Source organism: Neorhizobium sp. BETTINA12A (assembly GCF_023006485.1).
Classification (GTDB): Bacteria; Pseudomonadota; Alphaproteobacteria; order Rhizobiales; family Rhizobiaceae; genus Neorhizobium.
In genome coordinates, this window is sequence record NZ_JALBGW010000003.1 from 33084 (window position 1) to 53941 (window position 20858).

Annotated in this window: 15 protein-coding genes; 5 read left to right on the forward strand and 10 right to left on the reverse strand. The window is 62.3% G+C overall.

Annotated features, from left to right (window positions below; all coding sequences use genetic code 11):
- From MOV61_RS01735 to trxA, 4 genes are all read left to right on the forward strand, one after another.
- Window positions 1–747, forward strand: a complete 747-nt coding sequence (locus tag MOV61_RS01735; protein ID WP_247135316.1) for a nucleotidyltransferase family protein — start codon at window positions 1–3, stop codon at window positions 745–747.
- Window positions 744–3947, forward strand: a complete 3204-nt coding sequence (gene addB, locus MOV61_RS01740) for a double-strand break repair protein AddB (protein ID WP_247135317.1) — start codon at window positions 744–746, stop codon at window positions 3945–3947. The genes MOV61_RS01735 and addB overlap by 4 nt, the downstream gene beginning before the upstream one ends.
- Window positions 3940–7485 (forward strand): double-strand break repair helicase AddA, encoded by a 3546-nt coding sequence (gene addA, locus MOV61_RS01745; protein WP_247135318.1) that lies wholly within the window; start codon window positions 3940–3942, stop codon window positions 7483–7485. Before addB ends, addA begins: the two co-directional genes overlap by 8 nt.
- A gap of 72 nt (window positions 7486–7557) precedes the next feature.
- Window positions 7558–7878 (forward strand): thioredoxin, encoded by a 321-nt coding sequence (gene trxA, locus MOV61_RS01750; protein ID WP_038547409.1) that lies wholly within the window; start codon window positions 7558–7560, stop codon window positions 7876–7878.
- 81 nt (window positions 7879–7959) lie between these two features.
- Here the strand turns inward: trxA and MOV61_RS01755 are convergent, their stop codons facing one another.
- The 9 genes from MOV61_RS01755 to MOV61_RS01795 all read right to left on the reverse strand — a co-directional run bounded on the left by MOV61_RS01755 (window position 7960) and on the right by MOV61_RS01795 (window position 17522).
- The gene (locus MOV61_RS01755) at window positions 7960–9312 is read right to left on the reverse strand and encodes a folylpolyglutamate synthase/dihydrofolate synthase family protein (RefSeq protein ID WP_247135319.1); all 1353 of its coding nucleotides are present in this window, start codon (window positions 9310–9312) and stop codon (window positions 7960–7962) included.
- Between the two features lie 33 nt (window positions 9313–9345).
- Window positions 9346–10242 carry an acetyl-CoA carboxylase, carboxyltransferase subunit beta gene (gene accD / locus MOV61_RS01760; protein WP_247135320.1) on the reverse strand — a complete coding sequence of 299 codons (897 nt, stop codon included), beginning with the start codon at window positions 10240–10242 and terminating at the stop codon, window positions 9346–9348.
- A 39-nt stretch (window positions 10243–10281) separates the two neighbouring features.
- The gene (gene trpA, locus MOV61_RS01765; RefSeq protein WP_038591629.1) at window positions 10282–11121 is read right to left on the reverse strand and encodes a tryptophan synthase subunit alpha; all 840 of its coding nucleotides are present in this window, start codon (window positions 11119–11121) and stop codon (window positions 10282–10284) included.
- A 1-nt stretch (window position 11122) separates the two neighbouring features.
- A complete protein-coding gene (gene trpB / locus MOV61_RS01770; protein WP_038591627.1) occupies window positions 11123–12343 on the reverse strand; it encodes a tryptophan synthase subunit beta in 1221 nt (406 codons plus the stop codon).
- An 11-nt stretch (window positions 12344–12354) separates the two neighbouring features.
- A complete protein-coding gene (locus MOV61_RS01775) occupies window positions 12355–13011 on the reverse strand; it encodes a phosphoribosylanthranilate isomerase (protein WP_247033268.1) in 657 nt (218 codons plus the stop codon).
- Between the two features lie 701 nt (window positions 13012–13712).
- The gene (locus tag MOV61_RS01780) at window positions 13713–14474 is read right to left on the reverse strand and encodes a M48 family metallopeptidase (protein ID WP_247135321.1); all 762 of its coding nucleotides are present in this window, start codon (window positions 14472–14474) and stop codon (window positions 13713–13715) included.
- Between the two features lie 91 nt (window positions 14475–14565).
- Window positions 14566–14988, reverse strand: a complete 423-nt coding sequence (locus tag MOV61_RS01785; protein ID WP_038547389.1) for a DUF2852 domain-containing protein — start codon at window positions 14986–14988, stop codon at window positions 14566–14568.
- A 147-nt stretch (window positions 14989–15135) separates the two neighbouring features.
- Window positions 15136–16419, reverse strand: a complete 1284-nt coding sequence (locus MOV61_RS01790; RefSeq protein WP_247135357.1) for a polyhydroxyalkanoate depolymerase — start codon at window positions 16417–16419, stop codon at window positions 15136–15138.
- A gap of 260 nt (window positions 16420–16679) precedes the next feature.
- Window positions 16680–17522 carry a fumarylacetoacetate hydrolase family protein gene (locus tag MOV61_RS01795; protein WP_247135322.1) on the reverse strand — a complete coding sequence of 281 codons (843 nt, stop codon included), beginning with the start codon at window positions 17520–17522 and terminating at the stop codon, window positions 16680–16682.
- A gap of 155 nt (window positions 17523–17677) precedes the next feature.
- Here MOV61_RS01795 and MOV61_RS01800 point away from each other — a divergent pair, with 155 nt between their 5' ends.
- On the forward strand, window positions 17678–18277 hold the full coding sequence (locus tag MOV61_RS01800; RefSeq protein WP_247135323.1) for a nitroreductase family protein: 600 nt from the start codon (window positions 17678–17680) through the stop codon (window positions 18275–18277).
- A 140-nt stretch (window positions 18278–18417) separates the two neighbouring features.
- Here MOV61_RS01800 and gyrB read toward each other — a convergent pair whose 3' ends face one another.
- Complete coding sequence (gene gyrB, locus MOV61_RS01805) at window positions 18418–20853, reverse strand: DNA topoisomerase (ATP-hydrolyzing) subunit B (RefSeq protein WP_247033264.1); 2436 nt, start codon at window positions 20851–20853, stop codon at window positions 18418–18420.
- Window positions 20854–20858: the final 5 nt, after the last annotated feature.

Consider the following 20858-nt stretch of genomic DNA (forward strand, 5'->3'; position numbering starts at 1 on the left):
ATGACCATTCAACGAGCCCCCATCAAACAGGCGATGGTGCTTGCCGCAGGGCTCGGCACCCGTATGCGGCCGATCACCAACACGATGCCGAAGCCGCTGGTGCCGGTCGCCGGCAAGCCGATGATCGACTATGTGCTGGATTCGCTAAAGGAAGCCGGTGTCGAGCGCGCGGTCGTCAATGTACATCACTTCGCCGACCAGATGGCGGCGCATCTCGAAGCTTACAAGGGCCTCGAAATCCTGATCTCCGACGAGCGCGACGCGCTGATGAACAATGGCGGCGGCATCGTGAAGGGACTGAAGCTTCTCGATCGCAGCACGGTTTTCGTCATGAACGCCGACCTCTTCTGGATCGGCGAGACACCGGGCAAGCCGACCAACCTGCAGCACCTGGCGGAGTTCTTCGATCCGGGGCGCATGGACATAGCGATGCTCTGCGTCGATATCGACAACACGACCGGGCACAACGGCATCAACGATTTCGGCATGGATGCGGATGGCCGGTTGAGGCGCTACCGGGACGATCCGGCCAACCCGGTCGTTTATGCCGGCGCTTTTGCGATGAGCCCGTCCTTTCTGGATGACGCACCGTCCGATGCTTTCAACATCAATATCTATTTCGACAAGGCGATCGCCCGCGGCCGGCTCTATGGAACTATGCTCGACGGCCACTGGATCACCGTCGGCACGCCGGAAGCGCTGCCGGAAGCCGAAGCGGTGATCGCGCGTTATCCGGTGGAGGCATGACCACGTTATCCGGCAAGAAGCGGGTGTTTTCGATCCCCGCCGGAGCGCCGTTCCTCAAGACCGTGGCGCAGACACTCTGCGACGGCCGGCTCAACGAGACTTTTCGTTACGATCCGGCCGATCCGCTTTCGCTCGCCGACGTGACCATCTATGTGCCGACGCGCCGTTCGGCCCGCGTGCTACGCTCGGAATTCGTCGATCTGCTCGGCGGCCGATCGGCGATCCTGCCGGTCATCCGGCCGCTCGGCGAAACCGACGACGACAGCGGTTATTTCGATCTCGTAGCACCTGAGGAGATGGACCTGGCGCTGCCGATCGGCGGCACCGCGCGCCTGCTCGAACTTGGCCGGCTGATTCTTGCGTGGCGCAACCAGCTCCCAAAGATCGTGCTCGACGTGCATTCGGAATCGCCGCTCGTCGCGCCGGCAAGTCCCGCCGATGCCATCTGGCTCGCCCGGGCGCTCGCCGAGCTCATCGACGCGGTCGAGACCGAGGAACGCGACTGGGCCGATCTCAAAAAACTCGATACCGGCGAACATGCGCTCTGGTGGCAGCTGACCGCCGAGTTCCTATCGATCGCCAGCGCCTTCTGGCCGCTGCGGCTGGAAGAACTGCGCCGTTCTTCGCCGGCAAAACATCAGGCGTCGATCCTGCGCGGCGAGGCGCGGCGGATTTCGTCCAGGGATCACAAGGGACCGGTGATCGTCGCGGGTTCGACCGGCTCCGTGCCGGCCGCTGCCGACCTGATCGCCGCGATCACCAACCTTCCGAACGGTACCGTCGTTCTGCCGGGGCTCGACCTCTCGATGCCAGCGGATCAGTGGGCGATGATCGGCGAAGAAGCCTTTGACGGCAAACCCGAACCCGCCAGCCGCAGCCATTCGCAGTTCGGCCTGTCACGGCTGCTCAAGAAGCTCGGCGTGACGCGGGAAGACGTGGCAGTGCTCGGCGAAGTTCCGGGCGATCTCGCCTTCCGCGCCGAAGCGCTCTCCCAGGCGCTGGTGCCCGCCAAGGCGACCGACCGCTGGAGCACCTGGCGGGACGACGCGGATCCCGCTCTCCTTACCCAGGCTTTTGCCGATGTCTCGCTGATCGAAGCCTCGAACGAACGCGAGGAGGCTGTCGCAATCGCCATGGCGCTTCGGCTGGCGCTCGAACAGCCCGGCAAAAACGGTGGCGAGAGCCAGGCCGCGCTGATCACGCCTGATCGAGCGCTTGCCCGCCGGGTGACCGCCGAACTTTCGCGCTTCGGCCTGCTTGCCGACGATTCCGCCGGTTCGCCGCTGTCCGGTACGCCACAGGGCACACTCGCCCAGCTTCTGCTCGAAGCAACGCTTCGGCCGGGCGACCCGGTGGCGATCGTCGCGCTGATCAAACACCCGCTGATGCGCCTCGGCCTGCCGGCAACGGACCTGCGATCCGCCGTCGAAGCGCTCGAAATCCTGGCGCTACGCGGTGGTCTCGGCGACATGGACATTTCCGCGCTGGAACCTCTGCTCGAAACCCAATTGGCCAGCCAGCTCGAAGACAGGCACGCGCCGCACTGGCGGCTATCGCTGCCGACCGATGCCGCCGGCAAGGCGCGCGATCTTGCGCATCGGCTGGCGAAAGCGGTCGAGCCGCTCGCCTCCGCCCTCGTCCGCCGCCGGCCGGATGGGCGCGGCCTTACGGCAAAACTCACGCTATCCGAATGGGCCGATCGCACCGGCCGCGCACTTGAAGCGATCTGCATCGATGAACGGCGAGACCTCGCGGCGCTCTGGTCTGGAGAAGCCGGCGAAAGGCTGGCAGGGCTGCTCTCCGAAGTCATCGATACCGACGGACAGATGGAGGCGGATGGTCCGCAATGGATCGACATCGTCATGGCGCTGACAACAGGCGAGGCGGTAAAGCCCCGTTCGCTGAGCCATCCGCGCATCTTCATCTTCGGTACTCTCGAAGCCCGGCTGCAGAGCGTCGATACGATGATCCTCGGCGGGCTCAACGAAGGGTCCTGGCCGGGCCAGACGGTCAACAACCCGTTCCTGTCCCGCACGATGAAGACCGATATGGGCCTGGAACCACCGGAACGGCGGATCGGCCAGCTTGCCCACGATTTCGAAATGGCCTGCGGCACTCGGCATCTGATCCTCTCGCGCTCGATGCGGCAGGGATCGACGCCGACGGTCGCCTCGCGCTGGCTGCAAAGGCTGCTGGCCTTAGGTGGACGGCAGTTTGCGGACGAGCTCCGGATACGCGGCCATCAATACCGCGATTGGGCTTCGATGATCGATGCCGGCGAAAACCAGCCGGTCGCCAGACGCCCGGCCCCGAAGCCGCCGGCGGATCTGCAGCCGGTAAAGTATTCCTTCAGCGAGGTCGGGCGCCTGCGCCGTGACCCGTATTCGATCTATGCCCGCCGCATCCTGAAACTCGATCCGCTCGATCCGTTCAACCGAGATCCCGGCGCCTCCGAACGCGGCACGCTCTATCACGCGATCATCGACCGTTATACCCGCGAAGGCCATAAACCCGGTACGCCTGCCGCAAGGGAGGCGATGCGCCGGATCACGGAGGAATTGTTCGACGCCGAACAGCTGCCAACCCATATCGACCGCGTCTGGCGGCCCCGTTTTGTCGAAGTCGCCCGCGCCTTCCTGGATTGGGAAGTCGAGCGCGCGCCGGATATCCGCAGGACGATGACGGAAGTCGGTGCCGGCTGGGAGCTGGAGCCCGCCGGCATCCGCGTTACCGGGATCGCCGACCGAATCGACATCAAAGGTTCGGGCCTTGCGGACATCGTCGACTACAAGACGGGCCTCAGCCCTTCCGTTTCCCAGGCGCGGGCACTGCTCGATCCGCAGCTCGGGCTTGAGGCAGCGGCGCTTCGGGCCGGAGCGTTCAAGGATGCGGGTCCGTTGACGCCCGACCAGCTGCTTTATGTCCGGCTGCGTCCCGGCGACCGGTTCCGCGAAGACAAGGTCAACAACGAGGGTTCGAGCGCGACGGCCAAGCGGCAGCCGAAATCCGCGGTCGATCTGGCGGACGAATCGCTCGAACAGCTGACCCGGTTCGTGATCACGCTGCGCAATGGCGAAGCCGGCTTCGCATCGCGGCTCGTGCCGATGGCGCAGAATGATTTCGGCGGCGAATACGACCATCTCGCGCGCGTGGCCGAATGGTCGACGGCCGACGACGAGGAGGCGGAAACCGATGAGTGACCTGGCTCCCGAGGGCGACGATCCGATCAAGTGGATCGACTGGACGACGGTGCAGCAATCGCTCGCATCCGATCCCATAAGTTCCGCCTGGGTTTCGGCCAATGCCGGCTCCGGCAAGACGCATGTGCTGACCCAGCGGGTCATCCGGCTGCTGCTCGCCGGCTGCCGGCCTTCGTCGATTCTCTGCCTCACCTACACGAAGGCCGCGGCCTCGGAAATGTCGAACCGCGTCTTCCAGCGGCTTTCGGAATGGACGGTGCTTTCGGACGGCGAGCTGCGCAAGCGGATCGCCAGCATCGAAGGTGCTGAGCCGGATTCGCTGAAACTTGCCGAAGCGCGGCGGCTGTTCGCCAAGGCTCTGGAAACGCCGGGCGGGTTGAAGATCCAGACTATCCACGCCTTCTGCGAGGCGCTGCTGCACCAGTTTCCGCTCGAAGCCAATGTCGCCGGGCATTTTTCGGTGCTCGACGACCGCGCCGCCTCCGCCCTGCTTGCCGACGCACGACGCTCGCTACTGACGGCGACCTCGGCGGAAGAAGACCCGGTGCTGGCCGAAGCCTTTGCCCATGTGCTGGATCTCGGCGACGAATTCGGGCTCGAAACGCTGCTCGGCGACATCATCGCCAACCGCACCGCGATCCGCCGTTTCATCGCCCATGCGGAGCGCCATGGCGGCATCGGCGTCGAACTGAAGCGCGCCCTGGGGCTTGGGCCAGCCGACACGGAAGACAGTATCGCTGCCGGTTACTGGCCCCTGCCCGGACTTTCCGGCCTGACGCTCGATCTTTATCTGGCGCTTGCCGACCAGAAGGGCGGGCAGAAGGTCACGGAGGTCGCTTACGGCCTTCGGCTGGTCGCCAAGGAGCCGGACGTCCTGAAGCGGGCCCAGCATCTCGACCAGATCTTTCTCACTCGTGAGGGCAAGCCGAAAGCCGACAGTTCGCTGATCGCCAAGGCGATGACGACGACGGCGCCGGAACTTGCCGATGCGATCGCCGCTGCCCGTGCCCACATCTTCGCTTGTCGCGACCGGCTGCGGCTGATCCGGATGTTCCTCGCCACCAAGGCGGCGCTGACGTTGGCGCAACGCCTCAACGACGATTACGAGGACCTGAAGAAACAGCGCAGCCTGCTCGATTTCGAGGACCTGATCGCCCGCACCGCCGATCTTCTAACCCGCGATGGCGTCGGCGCCTGGGTGCATTACAAGCTCGACCAGGGCATCGACCACATCCTCGTCGACGAAGCGCAGGACACCAGCCCGATCCAGTGGACGGTGATCAAGTCGCTGGCGGAGGATTTCTATTCCGGTGCCAGCGCCCGCGAGACCCGCCGCACCATCTTTGCCGTCGGCGACGAAAAGCAGTCGATCTATTCCTTCCAAGGCGCCCGGCCGGAGCGGTTTGCGGAAGAACGCAGCGAGACGGAAAAACGGGTGCGGGCCAGCGACCAGGCCTTCCACTCGGTGCGGCTACCCCTCTCCTTCCGCTCCACGGCCGATGTGCTCGCTGCCGTCGACCAGGTGTTTTCCCTGGAGGAGAATTTTCGAGGCCTCAGCGCGCTGGGCGAACCGGTGCAGCACCGCTCCAACCGGATCGGCCACCCGGGCGCTGTCGATCTCTGGGACGTCGTTGTGCCGGAAGTCGCCGAACAGGAGGAGGACTGGACCGCGCCGTTCGATTCGACGCCCGACAAGGCGCCGTCCGCCATTCTCGCGGGCCGGATCGCCAACCGGATCGAAGAGATGATCGGCAAGGAAACGATCATCGAAAAGGGCGTCGAGCGGCCGATCGAGGCCGGCGATATCCTCGTTCTGGTCCGCAAGCGAGATGCTTTCGTCAACGCGCTGACCCGGGCGCTGAAACGCCGCGACAATATTCCCGTCGCCGGCGCCGATCGGTTGCGGCTGACGAGCCATATCGCCGTGCAGGATCTCCTGGCGCTTGGTCGTTTCCTGCTTTTGCCGCAGGACGACCTTTCGCTGGCGGCGCTGCTCAAAAGCCCGCTCTTCAATCTCTCGGAAGAGGACGTCTTCGAAATCGCGGCGCGGCGGGCGGAGAACACCAGCGCCTGGGCACAGCTCAACCGGTTGAGCGAAGAACAACCACTACGCTTCCGCGATGCAGCGGACAGGCTCCAGCATCTTCTCAGCCTCTCGCGGCAGCTCAGCCCGCACGATCTGTTTGCCCGGATTCTCGGCGCGCAGGGCGGGCGGCGGAAATTCCTTGGCCGGCTTGGTACCGAGGCCGGCGATATTCTCGACGAGTTCCTGACCTTCGCGCTCGACCACGAGACAAATGGATTGCCGGGACTGCAGGCCTTCATCTCGACGCTCGAGATCGAATCGCCGGAGGTGAAGCGCGAACAGGACGGCGGTCGCAACGAGGTGCGGATCATGACCGTGCACGCTTCCAAGGGCCTGGAGGCGCCGGTGGTGTTCCTCGTCGACAGCGGCTCGAAGGCGTTCATCTCCTCGCATGTGCCGAAATTCCGGCTGCTTCGGATCGCCGGCGAGAATGTACCCGCCTGGGTGCCCGGCAAGATGCTGACCAATGCGATGACATCGGCCGATGACGATCGGATCAGGACTTCGACCGAGGAGGAATATCGGCGGCTGCTTTACGTTGGGATGACACGGGCCGCCGACCGGCTGATCGTCTGCGGTTATCGCGGCAAGATCGACAATCCGGATACCTGGCAGTCGATGATCTCGAAGGCGCTCGCCGCCGACGAACACCATTGCAGCCCGGCGGAGTTTCAGGGTTCCGACGACCAATGGGGCGGTTTCAGGTGGCGCCTGCCGGCCGCTCCCGGCCAGGCACCGAAGACTGCGCACAAGGAGGCCGCGGCAGCGGACAGAAGGCCGCTTCCAGCAAGCCTCTCCCGCCCCCTGCCGGCGCAAAAGATCCTGCCGCGGCCGCTCAGCCCTTCCGGCGCCGGCACGATGATCGATGACGATGCGGATGATCTGATCGTCACTTCGCCGCTGTTTGCCGATCAGAAGGACAGTGCTGGACTGGCGCTCCAGAAGGGCAAGCTGGTCCACCGCATGCTGCAGATGCTGACGGATTTCCCCGAGGCCGAACGTGCCTCTGCCGCCCGTCGTTATGCCGACCGCGCCGCCCGTTTCTGGCCGGTGGCGGAGCGCGAAAAGCTCGTCGCCAGCGTCATGTCGGTGCTGTCGCACGCCGAACTCGGGCCGGTGTTTTCCGAGCGCAGCCAGTCGGAAGTCTCGATCATGGGCACACTGGCGCTGGAAGGCCGCGATTACGCGATCTCCGGCCGCATCGACCGGCTGGTGGTGACCGAGAACCGGGTGATCATCCTCGACTACAAGACCAATCGCGTGCCGCCGAAAACGTTGGAGGACGTGCCGCTGTCGCATCGGGCGCAGCTTGCCATCTATTGCGAAATCCTGCGGCCGCTTTATCCGGCGAAAAGTTTCGAATGCGTGCTGGTCTATACCGAGTCGGCGCAAGTGGTTACGCTGCCGGCGGAACTGCTGTCACGCTCGCTTGCGGAACTCAAAACAAAGTGAGATAGCGGCCATTGAAAACTTTGAGCGGGAAGCTCACATTTACAGCAACAGAGAATCGTGAAGGAGAGCCCTATGGCTACCGTTAAAGTCGATAACAGCAACTTTCAGGCCGAAGTCCTCGATGCAGCCGAGCCGGTGATCGTGGATTTCTGGGCTGAATGGTGCGGCCCCTGCAAAATGATCGGCCCGAGCCTCGAAGAAATTTCGAACGAGCTCGCCGGCAAGGTGAAGGTCGTAAAGCTGAATATCGACGAAAATCCTGAACTGGCTGCCCAGTTCGGCGTGCGTTCGATCCCGACGCTTGCCATGTTCAAGGGTGGCGAAGTGGCCGACATCAAGGTTGGCGCCGCTCCGAAGACCGCCCTTTCGGCCTGGATTTCCAGCGCCGCCTAACTTCCAGTCGCATGCCCGCATAAAAAAGCCTGGCTGCTCCCTGCAGCCGGGCTTTTTCTATGTCGGTCTCGCCCTTCCCGGTCAGGTCGGCGGGGTGCCGTTGTCGGCCAGTACATTGCCGGCGAAATAAAGGGAGCCGCCGATCAGGATGCGCGGCGGCGGAGCGCCCGGCACCTGGCGGCGGGTGATTTCCTGCAGCGCCTCTGCCGCGGAGCCGGCGGGCTCGGCCACCAGGCCCGCATCGAATGCGGCATGGGCTAGAACCACCGGATCGAGCCCCGATTCGCTGCCGCGGATGCGCACGGTGAAGACGTGTTCTGCGATATCGGCAAAGGCACGGAAATAGCCGATCGGGTCCTTGGTGTTGATCATGCCGGCAATGATGTAAAGCGGCCGAGCCTGGCGCTCCTCGAAGGATGCCATCGCCTCGGCGATCACCTCGCCGGCGCCGGGATTGTGCCCGCCGTCCAGCCAGATTTCAGAACCCTCGGGCGCATATTGCAGCAGTTTGCCTTCGGTCAGCTTCTGGAGGCGGGCCGGCCATTCGACCGTCGCCATCGCCTTTTCCATCATCGCTTCGGTGACGGTAAAACCGGCAGCCTTGACGGCGCGGATGGCGGCGGCGGCATTGGCGTATTGGTGACGCCCCGGCAGGCGTGGCAAAGGCAGGTCGGCAAGACCGAACTCGTCCTGATAGATCAGCCGGCCGAATTCCTCATGGGCCGAAAATTCCTGGCCATAAACGGCGGTCGGACAGCCGAGCCGTTCTGCAGTCGAAACCAGTACATCACGGGCCGCTTCGAATTCCTGATGGCCGATGACGACGGGACGGCCGCGCTTCATGATCCCCGCCTTTTCGGCGGCGATCAGTTCGACGCGGTCGCCGAGATAGGCCTGGTGGTCGAGCGAGATCGGCATGATGACCGAAACCGCAGGATCTGAAATGACGTTGGTGGCATCGAAGCGACCCCCGAGGCCGACTTCGAGGATCACCGCATCGCCGGGCTGTTCGGAGAACAGGAGGAAGGTGGCGGCGGTCAGAATTTCGAAGACGGTGATCATCTGGCCGTTATTGGCCGCCGCGATGCGTCGTAACGCATCCGCCAGCATCTCGTCGCCGACGATCCGGCTGCGGCCGCCCTTGACGCCGATCCGATAGCGTTCATGCCAGTGGACGAGATGCGGCGACGTGTGGACATGCGTCGCATAACCGCCTGCCTCGAGCAGGGCACGGCAGAAGGCCGTCACGGAGCCCTTGCCGTTGGTGCCAGCCACGTGGATGACTCTCGGCAGCTTCCTGTGCGGATTGCCGAGTATTTCGAGCAGGCGGGTGATCCTGTCGAGCGAAAGATCGAAACCCTTCGGATGAAGGGTCATCAGTCGTTCAATTTCCCGCTCGGCCTCGCTCACAACGGGCTCGTTCATGGTGGTCATCCCGCCGCTCCGGCTCTCGATGCTCTCTCTCGGTCAGGCGCTGAGCGCGATGGGCGCCGGAAGCACTTCCTGAACAGGCTGTTTCGTCAGCATCTTCAGGATCTTGGCCAGTGTCGATGGAATCTCGTGGCGCTTTACCACCATATCGACCATGCCATGCTCCAGCAGGTATTCCGACGTCTGGAAGCCTTCAGGCAGCTTTTCGCGCAGCGTCTGTTCGATGACGCGCTTGCCGGCAAAGCCGATTTCGGCGCCGGGCTCGGCAATATGGACATCACCCAGCATGGCGTAGGAGGCGGTGACACCGCCGGTCGTCGGGTTGGTGAGCACGACGATATAGGGCAGGCCCGCTTCCTTCAGCATGTCGACCGCAACCGTGGTGCGCGGAAGCTGCATCAGCGACAGGATGCCTTCCTGCATGCGAGCGCCGCCGGAGGCCGGGAAGATCACCAGCGGGCATTTTTCGGTGAGAGCCCGTTCGCAAGCCCGGACAATCGCCTCGCCGGCCGCCATGCCGAGCGAACCGCCGATGAAGTTGAATTCATGCACGATGGCGACCAGCTTCAGGCCCTGGACCTCGCCGAGGCCGGCGAGAATCGTATCTTCCTGCTCGGTCTTGACGCGACTATCCTTCAGGCGATCGGCATAACGCTTGGAATCGCGGAATTTCAGCGGATCCTGGGCGACCTTCGGCTGCGGCAACGCCTCGAAGACACCGCCGTCGAAAAGATCGACGAGGCGGGCCTTGGCCGGCATCTTCATGTGGAAGCCGGAAGCGGGGATGACCCACTTGTTCTCTTCCAGGTCCTTATGAAAGACCATCTCGCCGGTTTCCGGGCACTTGATCCAGAGATTTTCCGGAACGTCCCGGTTGGGACGACCGAGCATGGAGTTGATGCGCGGCCGGACGTAATTGGTGATCCAGTTCACTTGGCGTACTCCCGATTAACTGAAGCCTAATGTGGGAAACTATTCGGCGGCAACAAGGCGGGCAGCGCGCACGCCGGTTGCAAGGCCGCGAACCAGGGTTGCGACCGCAGCGACGGTATCCGGACCAGCCTTGCCATCCTTGGTGAGGCTGCCGGCGATCTGGCTAACGATTGCCGAACCGACAACGACGCCATCCGCCGCAGCGCCGATTGCCTTGGCGTGATCCGCGGTCTTGACGCCGAAACCGACGCAGACCGGCAGAGCCGTGTGGCCCTTGATGCGCTTGACGGCTCCGCCGATCAGCGACGGATCCGGAAGGGCCGATCCGGTAATGCCGTTCATCGAGACGTAATAGACGAAACCCGACGTGTTCTTGAGAACGGCCGGAAGGCGCTTGTCGTCGGTGGTCGGGGTGGCGAGGCGGATGAAATTGACGCCCTTGGCCAGTGCCGGGATGCAAAGCTCGTCATCCATTTCCGGCGGCAGATCGACGACGATCAGGCCGTCGATGCCCGACGCAATCACGTCATCGAGGAATCTCTCGACGCCGTAGACATAGATCGGGTTGTAGTAACCCATCATCACGATCGGCGTTTCGGTATCGGTTTCGCGGAAAGTGGCCGCAAGCTTGAGCGTCTTTGCGAGCGTCTGGCCGCCCTTGAGGGCGCGCTGACCGGCCATCTGGACCGCCGGGCCATCGGCCATCGGATCGGAAAACGGCATGCCGAGCTCGATGAGATCGGCACCGGCATCAGGCAATGCCTTCATGATGCCGAGCGAGGTCTCGAAATCCGGATCACCGCCCATGATATAGGTGATCAGCGCGGGGCGACCCTCGGCCTTCAGGGCCGCGAAACGTTTGTCCATACGAGCGGTCATATCAAAGCTCCATGCCGAGAATCTTGCCGACGGTGAAGATGTCCTTGTCTCCACGGCCCGACAGATTCATCAGGATGATTTCGTCCTTGCCCATCTTCGGGGCGCGCTTGATCACTTCGGCGAGCGCGTGGCTCGGCTCCAGCGCCGGGATGATGCCTTCGAGACGGGTCAGCATCTGGAAGGCGTCGAGCGCCTCGTCGTCCATGATCGGCACGTATTCGGCGCGGCCGATGGAATGCAGCCAGCTATGTTCCGGACCGATGCCCGGGTAATCGAGGCCGGCCGAAATCGAATGGCCTTCGAGGATCTGGCCATCGCCATCCTGCAGCAGATAGGTGCGGTTTCCATGCAGGACGCCCGGCGATCCGGCAGTGATCGAGGCGCAATGATCGACGCCCTGGAGGCCACGGCCGCCGGCTTCGACGCCGACGATCTGAACGCTTTTGTCGTCCAGGAACGGATGGAAGATGCCGATCGCGTTCGAACCGCCGCCAACGGCGGCGATGACGACATCCGGCAGCCTGCCTTCGGCTTCGAGCAACTGGGCACGGGCTTCGGTGCCGATCACCGACTGGAAGTCGCGGACCATTTCCGGATAGGGATGCGGGCCGGCGGCGGTGCCGATCAGGTAATAGGTGTCGTCGACATTGGTGACCCAGTCGCGCAGCGCCTCGTTCATGGCGTCCTTCAGCGTGCCGTGACCGGCGGTCACCGGACGGACTTCAGCACCGAGGAGCTTCATGCGGAAAACGTTCGGCGCCTGGCGCTGAACGTCGGTGGCGCCCATGTAGACGACGCAGGGGAAACCGAAGCGGGCGGCAACGGTCGCCGACGCGACGCCATGCTGTCCGGCGCCGGTCTCGGCGATGATGCGGGTCTTGCCCATGCGCTTGGCGAGCAGGATCTGGCCGATGCAATTATTGATCTTGTGCGAACCGGTGTGGTTCAGCTCTTCGCGCTTGAAATAGATCTTGGCGCCGCCGAGATGTTCGGTCAGGCGCTCGGCGAAATAAAGCGGGCTCGGGCGACCGATATAATGGGCGCCGAGATCAGCCAGTTCCTTCTGGAAGGAGGGATCGTTCTTCGCCTTTTCCCATTCGCCCTGGAGATCCAGGATCAGCGGCATCAGCGTTTCGGCGACAAAGCGCCCGCCGAAAATACCGAAACGGCCATCCTCATCGGGGCCGGCACGGAACGAATTGGGTTGTGGCGTCTCGTTCACTCTCTACTCCCTCACGCGCCCTTTCGACCCGCCTCTGCGACGGCATCGAAAAAGGCATCGATCATTCCAAGGTCCTTGATGCCCGGCGCGCTTTCCACGCCGGACGATAAGTCGATACCGCTTGCCCGCGTCGATTTGAGGGCAATAACGGCATTATCCTTGTTCAATCCTCCCGAAAGCATGTAATCCACGCCCTCGTCAAGGGAAGCCATCAGGCTCCAGTCGAAGGAAATGCCGTTGCCACCGGGCAATTCGGATCCGGCGGGCGCTTTGGCATCGAAAAGAAAGCGATCGGCAACGCCGATATAAGGATCGATCCGGTCGAGATCGCCAGCTTCCTTCACGGAAAATGCCTTCATGACCGGCAGACCGAAAAGCGCTTTTACCTGCAGAACCCGTTCCGGGCTCTCATTGCCATGCAGTTGCAGGATGTCCGGCCGCACCATCGAGACGATGTCGTCGAGCTCCTCGTCGTCGGCATTAACGGTCACCGCGACGAGCTTCACCCGCCCGCGGACTCGATCGGCGAGGTCTCCGGCCAGGTCCGGTTCCACATAACGCGGGCTCTTGGCGAAAAAGATGAAGCCGATATGCGAGGCGCCCCGCGCCACGGCGCGATCAACAGCCTCGGGGGTTTTCAACCCGCAAATCTTGATATCAGGTTTCATGAGGTGCGGAGTGGCATGAAATTCCGCCGGAGTCGAGGCAAATCATAGCAGACGGAGTGACCCCTTGGCGATCCTGGTTATTTTCGTCTTCGGGTTCTCCCCGAGGATCGGCCGGGACACGTCGTGTGCCTCGAATTGAAATTTAATAATGACACGCGACGTGCCCCGTTCGGTGTGTTTTTCCGCGCAACTCCGGTCCCTCTGCGGCGGTATGGTCTTGCGTCCTTGCGGAATGCCATACCGGGTTGTGTGCGACACACGCACGCCCCGCCTCAGGGCGAGAGGGAGACCATTTTCTGCGCAGCCCCTGGCAATCCGCCTGCATGACGGCAGACCACCAGGGCACCGGTCCCGTCTCGCCGGTTATGCGGGCCGGTGTAGCCGAAACGGGACGGGTAGATTGTAGGCATGGGCTTGGTGGGCGGGGATGAAAGAGGGCCGATTTTTGTGATTTTGTTTCTCAAGCGACTGATTTGCCTAAGCACCCCCCTCTGCCCTGCCGGGCATCTCCCCCTCAGGTGGGGAGATCACAAGCGGCACGCTCCCCGCCTCCAAAATGCCGCCGCGAAAAATATGACGCTAAATGGAGGACTGTGAGCAGGCTCCCAGCCAATCTCCCCCCTTGAGGGGGAGATGCCCGGCAGGGCAGAGGGGGGTGCCACGTCCGCCGCTGCCGACCGCCTTTCGCGCTTCCTTCTTCGTCACTCGAAATCAATCGCATGTAGTTGGGACCCATGCTGTTTCAGCCATTTTCGGGCCTCTTCCATGCGCGGGCAGAGCTCTCGGCACAGGGCCCAGAATTTCGGGCCGTGGTTCATCTCTTTCAGGTGCGCCACTTCATGGGCGGCGAGATAGTCGATGATCAGAGGCGGAGCCATGACGATGCGCCAGGAAAAGCTTAAGTTTCCATCCCAGGAGCAGGATCCCCAGCGGCTGCGGGTATCCTTCATGGAGACTGACTTGATCGGCTTGCGGATGGCGGCGGCGTGGCGGGCGACCAGCACTTCGAGATCCTTGCGCGCTTCCTTCTTGAAGAAGGCAGAGAGCCGGCGTCCCATGTGATCCTCAAGACCACTGACCCGCAGCACCGGTTCGCCATCGATCAGCACCGCTTCGGTGAGGCCGCGCAGCGTGCCGGTATGTTCGATCCGATGGGGCACGCCGCGAAAGGCAATGCGGCCGCCTGATCGGATCGGGTTATCGGCCGAAAATTTAGCAAGCTTGGTGAGAAGCCAGCCCTGGTGACGGTCGAGGAAATCATCGATCTCGCGCTTCAGCAGACCCGCTGGCACCGTAAGATTGAGCGCACGGCCGCCGGGTTCGATCCTGAGCGTGATGCGGGTGGCGCGGCGGTTTTCCCTGATTGTCAGCGGCATCGCCCGATCACCGACATCAAGGGTCCGCTTCACCGTTTCGAGCGGTTTCGGCTTGGAGCGGACTGGCTTTTTCAGAAGCGCGAACATGGACCCTTTCTAGCCGATTCCTTTCCATAAGAAAGCCGGCGTCTAAACGACGCCGGCTTCCCATCACGTTTCACGTGAATCCCTGGGAGGATCAGAGATCGACAACCGGGTTCTGACCGGAGGAACGGTTCTGCCGCTCGCGCATGAAGCGGTCGAATTCTTCCTGGTCCTTGGCGCGGCGAAGCTCGCGGACATAGTTGTCGAATTCTTCGCGCATCTCATCCAGCTTGCGGCGCTCTTCCTCGATCCGGTCGATCTCGGTCTTGCGCCAGTCGTCAAAGGCGACGTTGCCAGTGGTGAAATGCGTGTTGTAGCGGGACTTCGCCCGACGGCAGCCGGCGAACATCCGGTCGGCGCGGTGGTTGGCATCACGCTTGAAGCCGCGGAGCCTCTCCCCGAAGAGAATATAGGCGAGCATGGCAAGGCCGAGCGGCCAGAAAACGACGAAACCGAGCACCATGAGCGCGATGGTAGCCGGCGTCCACTCCGGACGAATCAATGCTGACTGGTTCATTGGTCACACCCTGATGTTTCAGCGGGTGGCCACATGCCAGCCCGACTGAATTCGATTTGGTGAGCCCATGATCCGCCTTCAAGAAGACGGATCATTAAATTCAAGAAGATGCTGAAATATAAACCAGAATTCGAAGACGCGACGGGACTAGCCGGCCTTGCCACCCTTGATGACCCGCTTGACCGGAGTCTTCTTGACCACAGACCTGGCATGTTTCTGGGTGAAGGCAACGATGCGAGGCGCGATCTCGCGGCGGAAACGCGAGCCGTTGAACACGCCGTAATGGCCGACATCCGGCTGCATGTAATGCAGGCGCATGTCATCGGGGATATTGGGGCAGATGGTCTGCGCCGCATTGGTCTGGCCGAGACCGGAAATATCGTCGTTCTCGCCCTCGACGGTCAGAAGCGCCACCTGACGGATGAGCTTGGTATCGACCGGTACATTCCGGTGCATCATCTCGCCCTTCGGCAGTGAATGCTTGATGAAGACCGTGTCGACCGTCTGGAGGTAGAACTCCTCGGTGAGGTCCATGACCGCCAGATATTCATCGTAGAACTCGCGATGCTTCTCGGCAGACTCGCCGTCGTTCTTGACGAGGTGCTGGAAAAATTCCTTGTGGGCGCTGACATGGCGGTCAAGGTTCATCGACATGAAGCCGGACAATTGCAGGAAGCCCGGATAGACGCGGCGCATGAAACCCGTATGCGGCCACGGCACGTTCATGATGACGTTATCGCGGAACCACTCGATCGGATGTTCTTCCGCAAGCTTGTTGACGGCGGTCGGGTTGATGCGGGTGTCGATCGGACCGCCCATCAGGATCATTGAGGCCGGAACCATCTGGTCGCGCTGCGATTCCATCACCGCCACGGCAGCCAGCACCGGGACGGAAGGCTGGCAGACCCCGATGACATGGGCGCCGGGGCCGATCGCATGCAGCATCTCGATGATGTAGTCGATATAGTCGTCGAGATCGAAGCGGCCGTCGGTGATCGGCACCATGCGGGCGTCGATCCAATCCGTGATGTAGACATCGGCGCTCGGCAGCAGCGCTTCCACGGTGCCGCGCAGCAGCGTCGCATAGTGGCCGGACATCGGTGCGACGATCAGGATCTTCTGATCCGGGGCACGGCCGGTGGGCAGATCGCGGCGGAAATGCAGGAGATTGCAGAAAGGCTTGGTCCAGACGATCTCTTCCGTTACCGCGACGGTCTCACCATCGACAGTCGTGAAGGGGAGATCGAAGGCCGGCTTGCCGTAACGGCGCGTGACGCGCTCGAAGACTTCGAGGCTGGCGGACAGCGTGCGGCCCATCGTGGTGTGGGAAAACGGATTGAGCGGATTGGAATAGAAGAAGTGCATGGCATCCGCGGCGGCGCGGACGGGAGCCATTGCGGCGTGGTTCATCTCGTAGAACTGATAGAACATCGACGTGCTACCTTTCGTGATTTCCGACAGCGCATTCGACAGGGACATCGAACCGATCGGTTCAGGAGCAGTGTGAGGATAGGCAAGCACTTTTCTATTGCGATGCAACATTATGGGGAATACCGGCTGAATTGGCCAAGAGAAAGGCGGGGCGGCAGATCATTCTGCTGTCTTGAGAATGACATGTAAGCCTTAAAGTTCCACCTTCCAAGCCTGGTTAAGGACTCATGCCCGCCGGCGGGCATGAGTCCTCCTATTATTTAGACGTCAGCAACGAAGGTCTGGCGCTGGGTGCCGAGGCCGTCGATGCCGAGTTCGACGACTTCGCCGGGTTTCAGGAAGCGCTGCGGCTTCATGCCGAGGCCGACGCCCGGAGGCGTGCCGGTCGAGATGATGTCGCCCGGATGCAGCGACATGAACTGGCTGAGGTAAGAGACGAGATAACGAACGCCGTAGACCATCGTCTTCGTGGATCCGTTCTGCATCTTCTCGCCATTGACCGTGAGCCACATGCCGAGGTTCTGCGGATCGGCGATTTCGTCCTTGGTGACGAGCCAGGGGCCGATCGGGCCGAAGGTGTCGCAGGACTTGCCCTTGGTCCACTGGCCCGAGCGCTCGCTCTGGAAGGCGCGTTCGGAAACGTCGTTGGTCAGGCAGTAGCCGGCGACATAATCCATCGCATCAGCTTCCGGGACATATTTCGCGGTCTTGCCGATGACCACCCCGAGCTCGACTTCCCAGTCGGTCTTCTCAGAACCACGCGGGATGACCACGTCGTCGTTCGGGCCGACGATGGCGGAGGTCGCCTTCATGAAGATGATCGGCTCCGGCGGCACGGTCGCGCCGGTTTCGGCGGCGTGGTCGGAATAGTTGAGGCCGATGCAGATGAACTTCCCGGTGCCGGCGACGCAGGCGCCGATGCGGGTCGGTTGCAGTTCGGGCAGGCTTTCCGGATCGAGAGCGGCGATCCTGGCAAGGCCTTCCGGGGAAATCGCAGGTCCGGCAATGTCGGCTACATGGCCGGACAGATCGCGGATCTTGCCCTTGTTGTCAAAAAGTGCCGGCTTTTCATGGCCCGGCTCACCAATGCGCATCAGTTTCAAAACATGGTCCTCCATTTAATCGAGGAGGTTTATGAAACATGCGCCCCGGCTTGTCACCCCCGTTTTCAGCCAACCAGAAGTCTGTTGCCAACCAGGTCACCGGGCCTATTGTTAATGTTAAACCTCCTCACGACCTGCAATTTCGGAGAATGCCCATGACCAGCAGCAACACTCGCGACTCGGAGTTTCCGATCGATACATTTTTCCTCGACCGCTGGTCGCCGCGGGCGTTTACCGAGGAGACGATCGATCAGGCGACCATGCTGACGATCCTCGATGCCGCTCACTGGGCGCCCTCCTCCGGCAACAACCAGCCTTGGCGTTTCATCTATGCACTGCGTGGGACGCCTTTTTTTCCGGTGCTTGTCGATATTCTTTCGCCGGGTAACCAGCGCTGGGCGCGGAACGCGGCAGCGCTGATGATCGTCGTCTCGAAGACCTATCGCGTGGCAAGCAATGGCGAGCACCGGCTCGCTTACACCCATTCCTACGATACGGGGGCTGCCTGGTTCTCGGTGATCTGCCAGGCGATGAAACTCGGTTATCACGCGCACGGCATGGAGGGTTTCGACAAGGAAAGGGCCGTCGAAGTGCTTGGCATTCCGGAAGGTTACCGGGCCGAGGCAGCGGCTGCGATCGGCCGCATCGCGGACCGGAGCACGCTTCCCGACGACCTTGCCGAGCGGGAGTTTCCAAACAAGCGCAAGCCGGTTTCGGAAATCGCCTTCGAAGGAAAATTTACCGGAGAGCCCTGAGCGCCGGCGATCTCTCGAAATTGTTTCACGTGAATCCCTATCCACAGAAAAGATTCACGTGAAACATTTTTCGAGCTGGACAAACGAAAAGCGGCGGCCCTACCCAGGCCGCCGCTTTCTTGTTTTATGAAGCCTAAACCTCAGATGTCGAGGTTGGCGACGCTCAGCGCGTTATCCTGGATGAACTCGCGGCGCGGTTCAACTTCGTCGCCCATCAGGCGTGAGAAGAGACCATCGGCATCGGTCGCATCGTTCACCCTGACCTGCAGCAGCGAGCGGACGTTCGGATCGAGCGTCGTTTCCCAGAGCTGCTCGGCATTCATCTCGCCGAGGCCCTTGTAACGCTGCATGGAGAGGCCCTTGCGGCCGGTTGCGAAGATCGATTCCAGGAGGGCGCGGGGGCCGGACATTTCCTGCTGGCCGTCCTTGCGCGTGAGGACCGGCGGGGTGCGGTAGATTTCCTGCAGGCGCGGGGTCATCTGGTCGATATGGCGGGCATCGGCCGAGCCGATCAGCGCCACGTCGACGGCCGCGACTTCCTTGACGCCGCGCACCATCCGCTCGAAACGCAGGCCGCCCTCGTCGGTCACATGGCCTGACCAGCCGCGTTCGGTCTCCTCGGCGATCATATCGAGGCGACGAGCGACTTCGTCGGCGGTCTGCTGGGCCCGTTCGTGATTGTCGGTCAGTTCCGGATTGAGCGCACCGGCGATCGCAGCCTGTTCGATGATCGAGCGGCTATAGCGGGAATGCAGGCCCTCGACCAGGCTGCGCAGGCGCAGTGCATCCTGGATGACTTCGCGCATATCCTGGCCGGCACGCACTTCACCGGAACCGAGCGTCAGGGTCGCTTCCTCAAGGCCCATGGTGATCAGGTATTCTTCCAGCGCGCCTTCGTTCTTCAGGTACTGGATCGACTTGCCGCGGCTGACTTTATAGAGCGGCGGCTGGGCGATATAGATATGGCCGCGTTCGATCAGGTCCGGCATCTGGCGGAAGAAGAAGGTCAGAAGCAGGGTGCGGATATGGGCGCCGTCAACGTCGGCGTCCGTCATGATGATGATCTTGTGGTAACGCAGCTTGTCGGCGTTGAACTCGTCCTTGCCGATCGACGTGCCGAGCGCGGTGATCAGCGTGCCGATTTCCTGGCTTCCGAGCATCTTGTCGAAACGAGCACGCTCGACGTTGAGGATCTTGCCGCGGAGCGGGAGGATCGCCTGGTTCTCTCGCGAACGACCCTGCTTGGCGGAACCGCCGGCGGAATCGCCCTCGACGAGGAAAAGTTCGGACTTGGCCGGATCGCGCTCGGAGCAGTCGGCAAGCTTGCCGGGCAGCGAGGCGATGTCGAGCACGCCCTTGCGGCGGGTCAATTCGCGGGCCTTGCGGGCGGCTTCGCGGGCGACGGCAGCTTCGACCACCTTGCCGACGAGGATCTTCGCTTCGGTCGGATGTTCTTCAAACCAAGTGCTCAGCGCTTCGTTCATCAGGCTTTCGACCACCGGCCGAACTTCCGACGACACGAGCTTATCCTTGGTCTGCGACGAGAACTTGGGGTCGGGCACCTTGACGGAAAGCACGGCGGTCAGGCCCTCGCGGCAGTCTTCTCCCTGCAGCGTTACCTTTTCCTTTTTGGTGATACCGGAACTATCCGCATAGGACGTCACCTGGCGCGTCAGCGCGCCCCGGAAGCCGGCCATATGGGTGCCACCGTCGCGCTGGGGAATGTTGTTGGTGAAGCAGAGCATGTTTTCGTGGTAGCTGTCGTTCCACCACATGGCCACTTCGACCGTCATGCCGTCCTTCTCGCCCTTGATGGCGACGGGCTTGTCGACCAGCGGCTTCTTGGAGCGATCGAGATAACGGACGAAGGCTTCGAGACCCCCGTCATACAGCATCTCTTCCTCCTTGATGTCCGGCTTGCGCTTGTCCGTTAGCCGGATTCTAACGCCGGAATTCAGGAAGGCCAGCTCGCGCAGGCGATGCTCGAGCGTGCCATAGTCGTATTCGGTCATCGTGAAGGTGTCGGAGCTGGCGAGGAAGGTGACCTCGGTTCCGGAACGGCCTTCGTATTCGCCGATGACTTTGAGCGGCCCGTCGGCAACGCCGTGGGTGAAGGAAATCTCGTGGAGTTTGCCGTTGCGGCGGATGCGCAGTTTCAGCCAGACGGACAATGCGTTGACGACCGAGACACCGACGCCGTGCAGACCGCCGGACACCTTGTAGGAGTTCTGGTCGAACTTACCGCCCGCATGGAGCTGGGTCATGATCACTTCGGCAGCGGAGACGCCTTCGCCGGTGTGAATGTCGGTCGGGATGCCGCGTCCGTTGTCCGTGACGGTGATCGAACCGTCGGCATTAAGGGTCACGGTAACCAGGTCGGCATGACCGGCAAGCGCTTCGTCGATCGCGTTGTCGACGACTTCGTAGACCATGTGGTGCAGGCCGGAGCCGTCGTCAGTATCGCCGATATACATGCCGGGGCGCTTGCGCACTGCATCAAGGCCCTTCAGAACCTTGATCGAGTCGGCACCGTATTCGGCACTCGCGCCATTATCGCTGACGGGTGTATCGGTCATCAATT

Coding starts and splice junctions, on each gene's coding strand:
- MOV61_RS01735 (WP_247135316.1), top strand. CDS start 1: ATGACCATTCAACGAGCCCCCATCAAACAGGCGATGGTGCTTGCCGCA.
- addB (WP_247135317.1), top strand. CDS start 744: ATGACCACGTTATCCGGCAAGAAGCGGGTGTTTTCGATCCCCGCCGGA.
- addA (WP_247135318.1), top strand. CDS start 3,940: ATGAGTGACCTGGCTCCCGAGGGCGACGATCCGATCAAGTGGATCGAC.
- trxA (WP_038547409.1), top strand. CDS start 7,558: ATGGCTACCGTTAAAGTCGATAACAGCAACTTTCAGGCCGAAGTCCTC.
- MOV61_RS01755 (WP_247135319.1), bottom strand. CDS start 9,312: ATGACCACCATGAACGAGCCCGTTGTGAGCGAGGCCGAGCGGGAAATT.
- trpA (WP_038591629.1), bottom strand. CDS start 11,121: ATGACCGCTCGTATGGACAAACGTTTCGCGGCCCTGAAGGCCGAGGGT.
- MOV61_RS01775 (WP_247033268.1), bottom strand. CDS start 13,011: ATGAAACCTGATATCAAGATTTGCGGGTTGAAAACCCCCGAGGCTGTT.
- MOV61_RS01780 (WP_247135321.1), bottom strand. CDS start 14,474: ATGTTCGCGCTTCTGAAAAAGCCAGTCCGCTCCAAGCCGAAACCGCTC.
- MOV61_RS01785 (WP_038547389.1), bottom strand. CDS start 14,988: ATGAACCAGTCAGCATTGATTCGTCCGGAGTGGACGCCGGCTACCATC.
- MOV61_RS01790 (WP_247135357.1), bottom strand. CDS start 16,419: ATGTTCTATCAGTTCTACGAGATGAACCACGCCGCAATGGCTCCCGTC.
- MOV61_RS01800 (WP_247135323.1), top strand. CDS start 17,678: ATGACCAGCAGCAACACTCGCGACTCGGAGTTTCCGATCGATACATTT.
- gyrB (WP_247033264.1), bottom strand. CDS start 20,853: ATGACCGATACACCCGTCAGCGATAATGGCGCGAGTGCCGAATACGGT.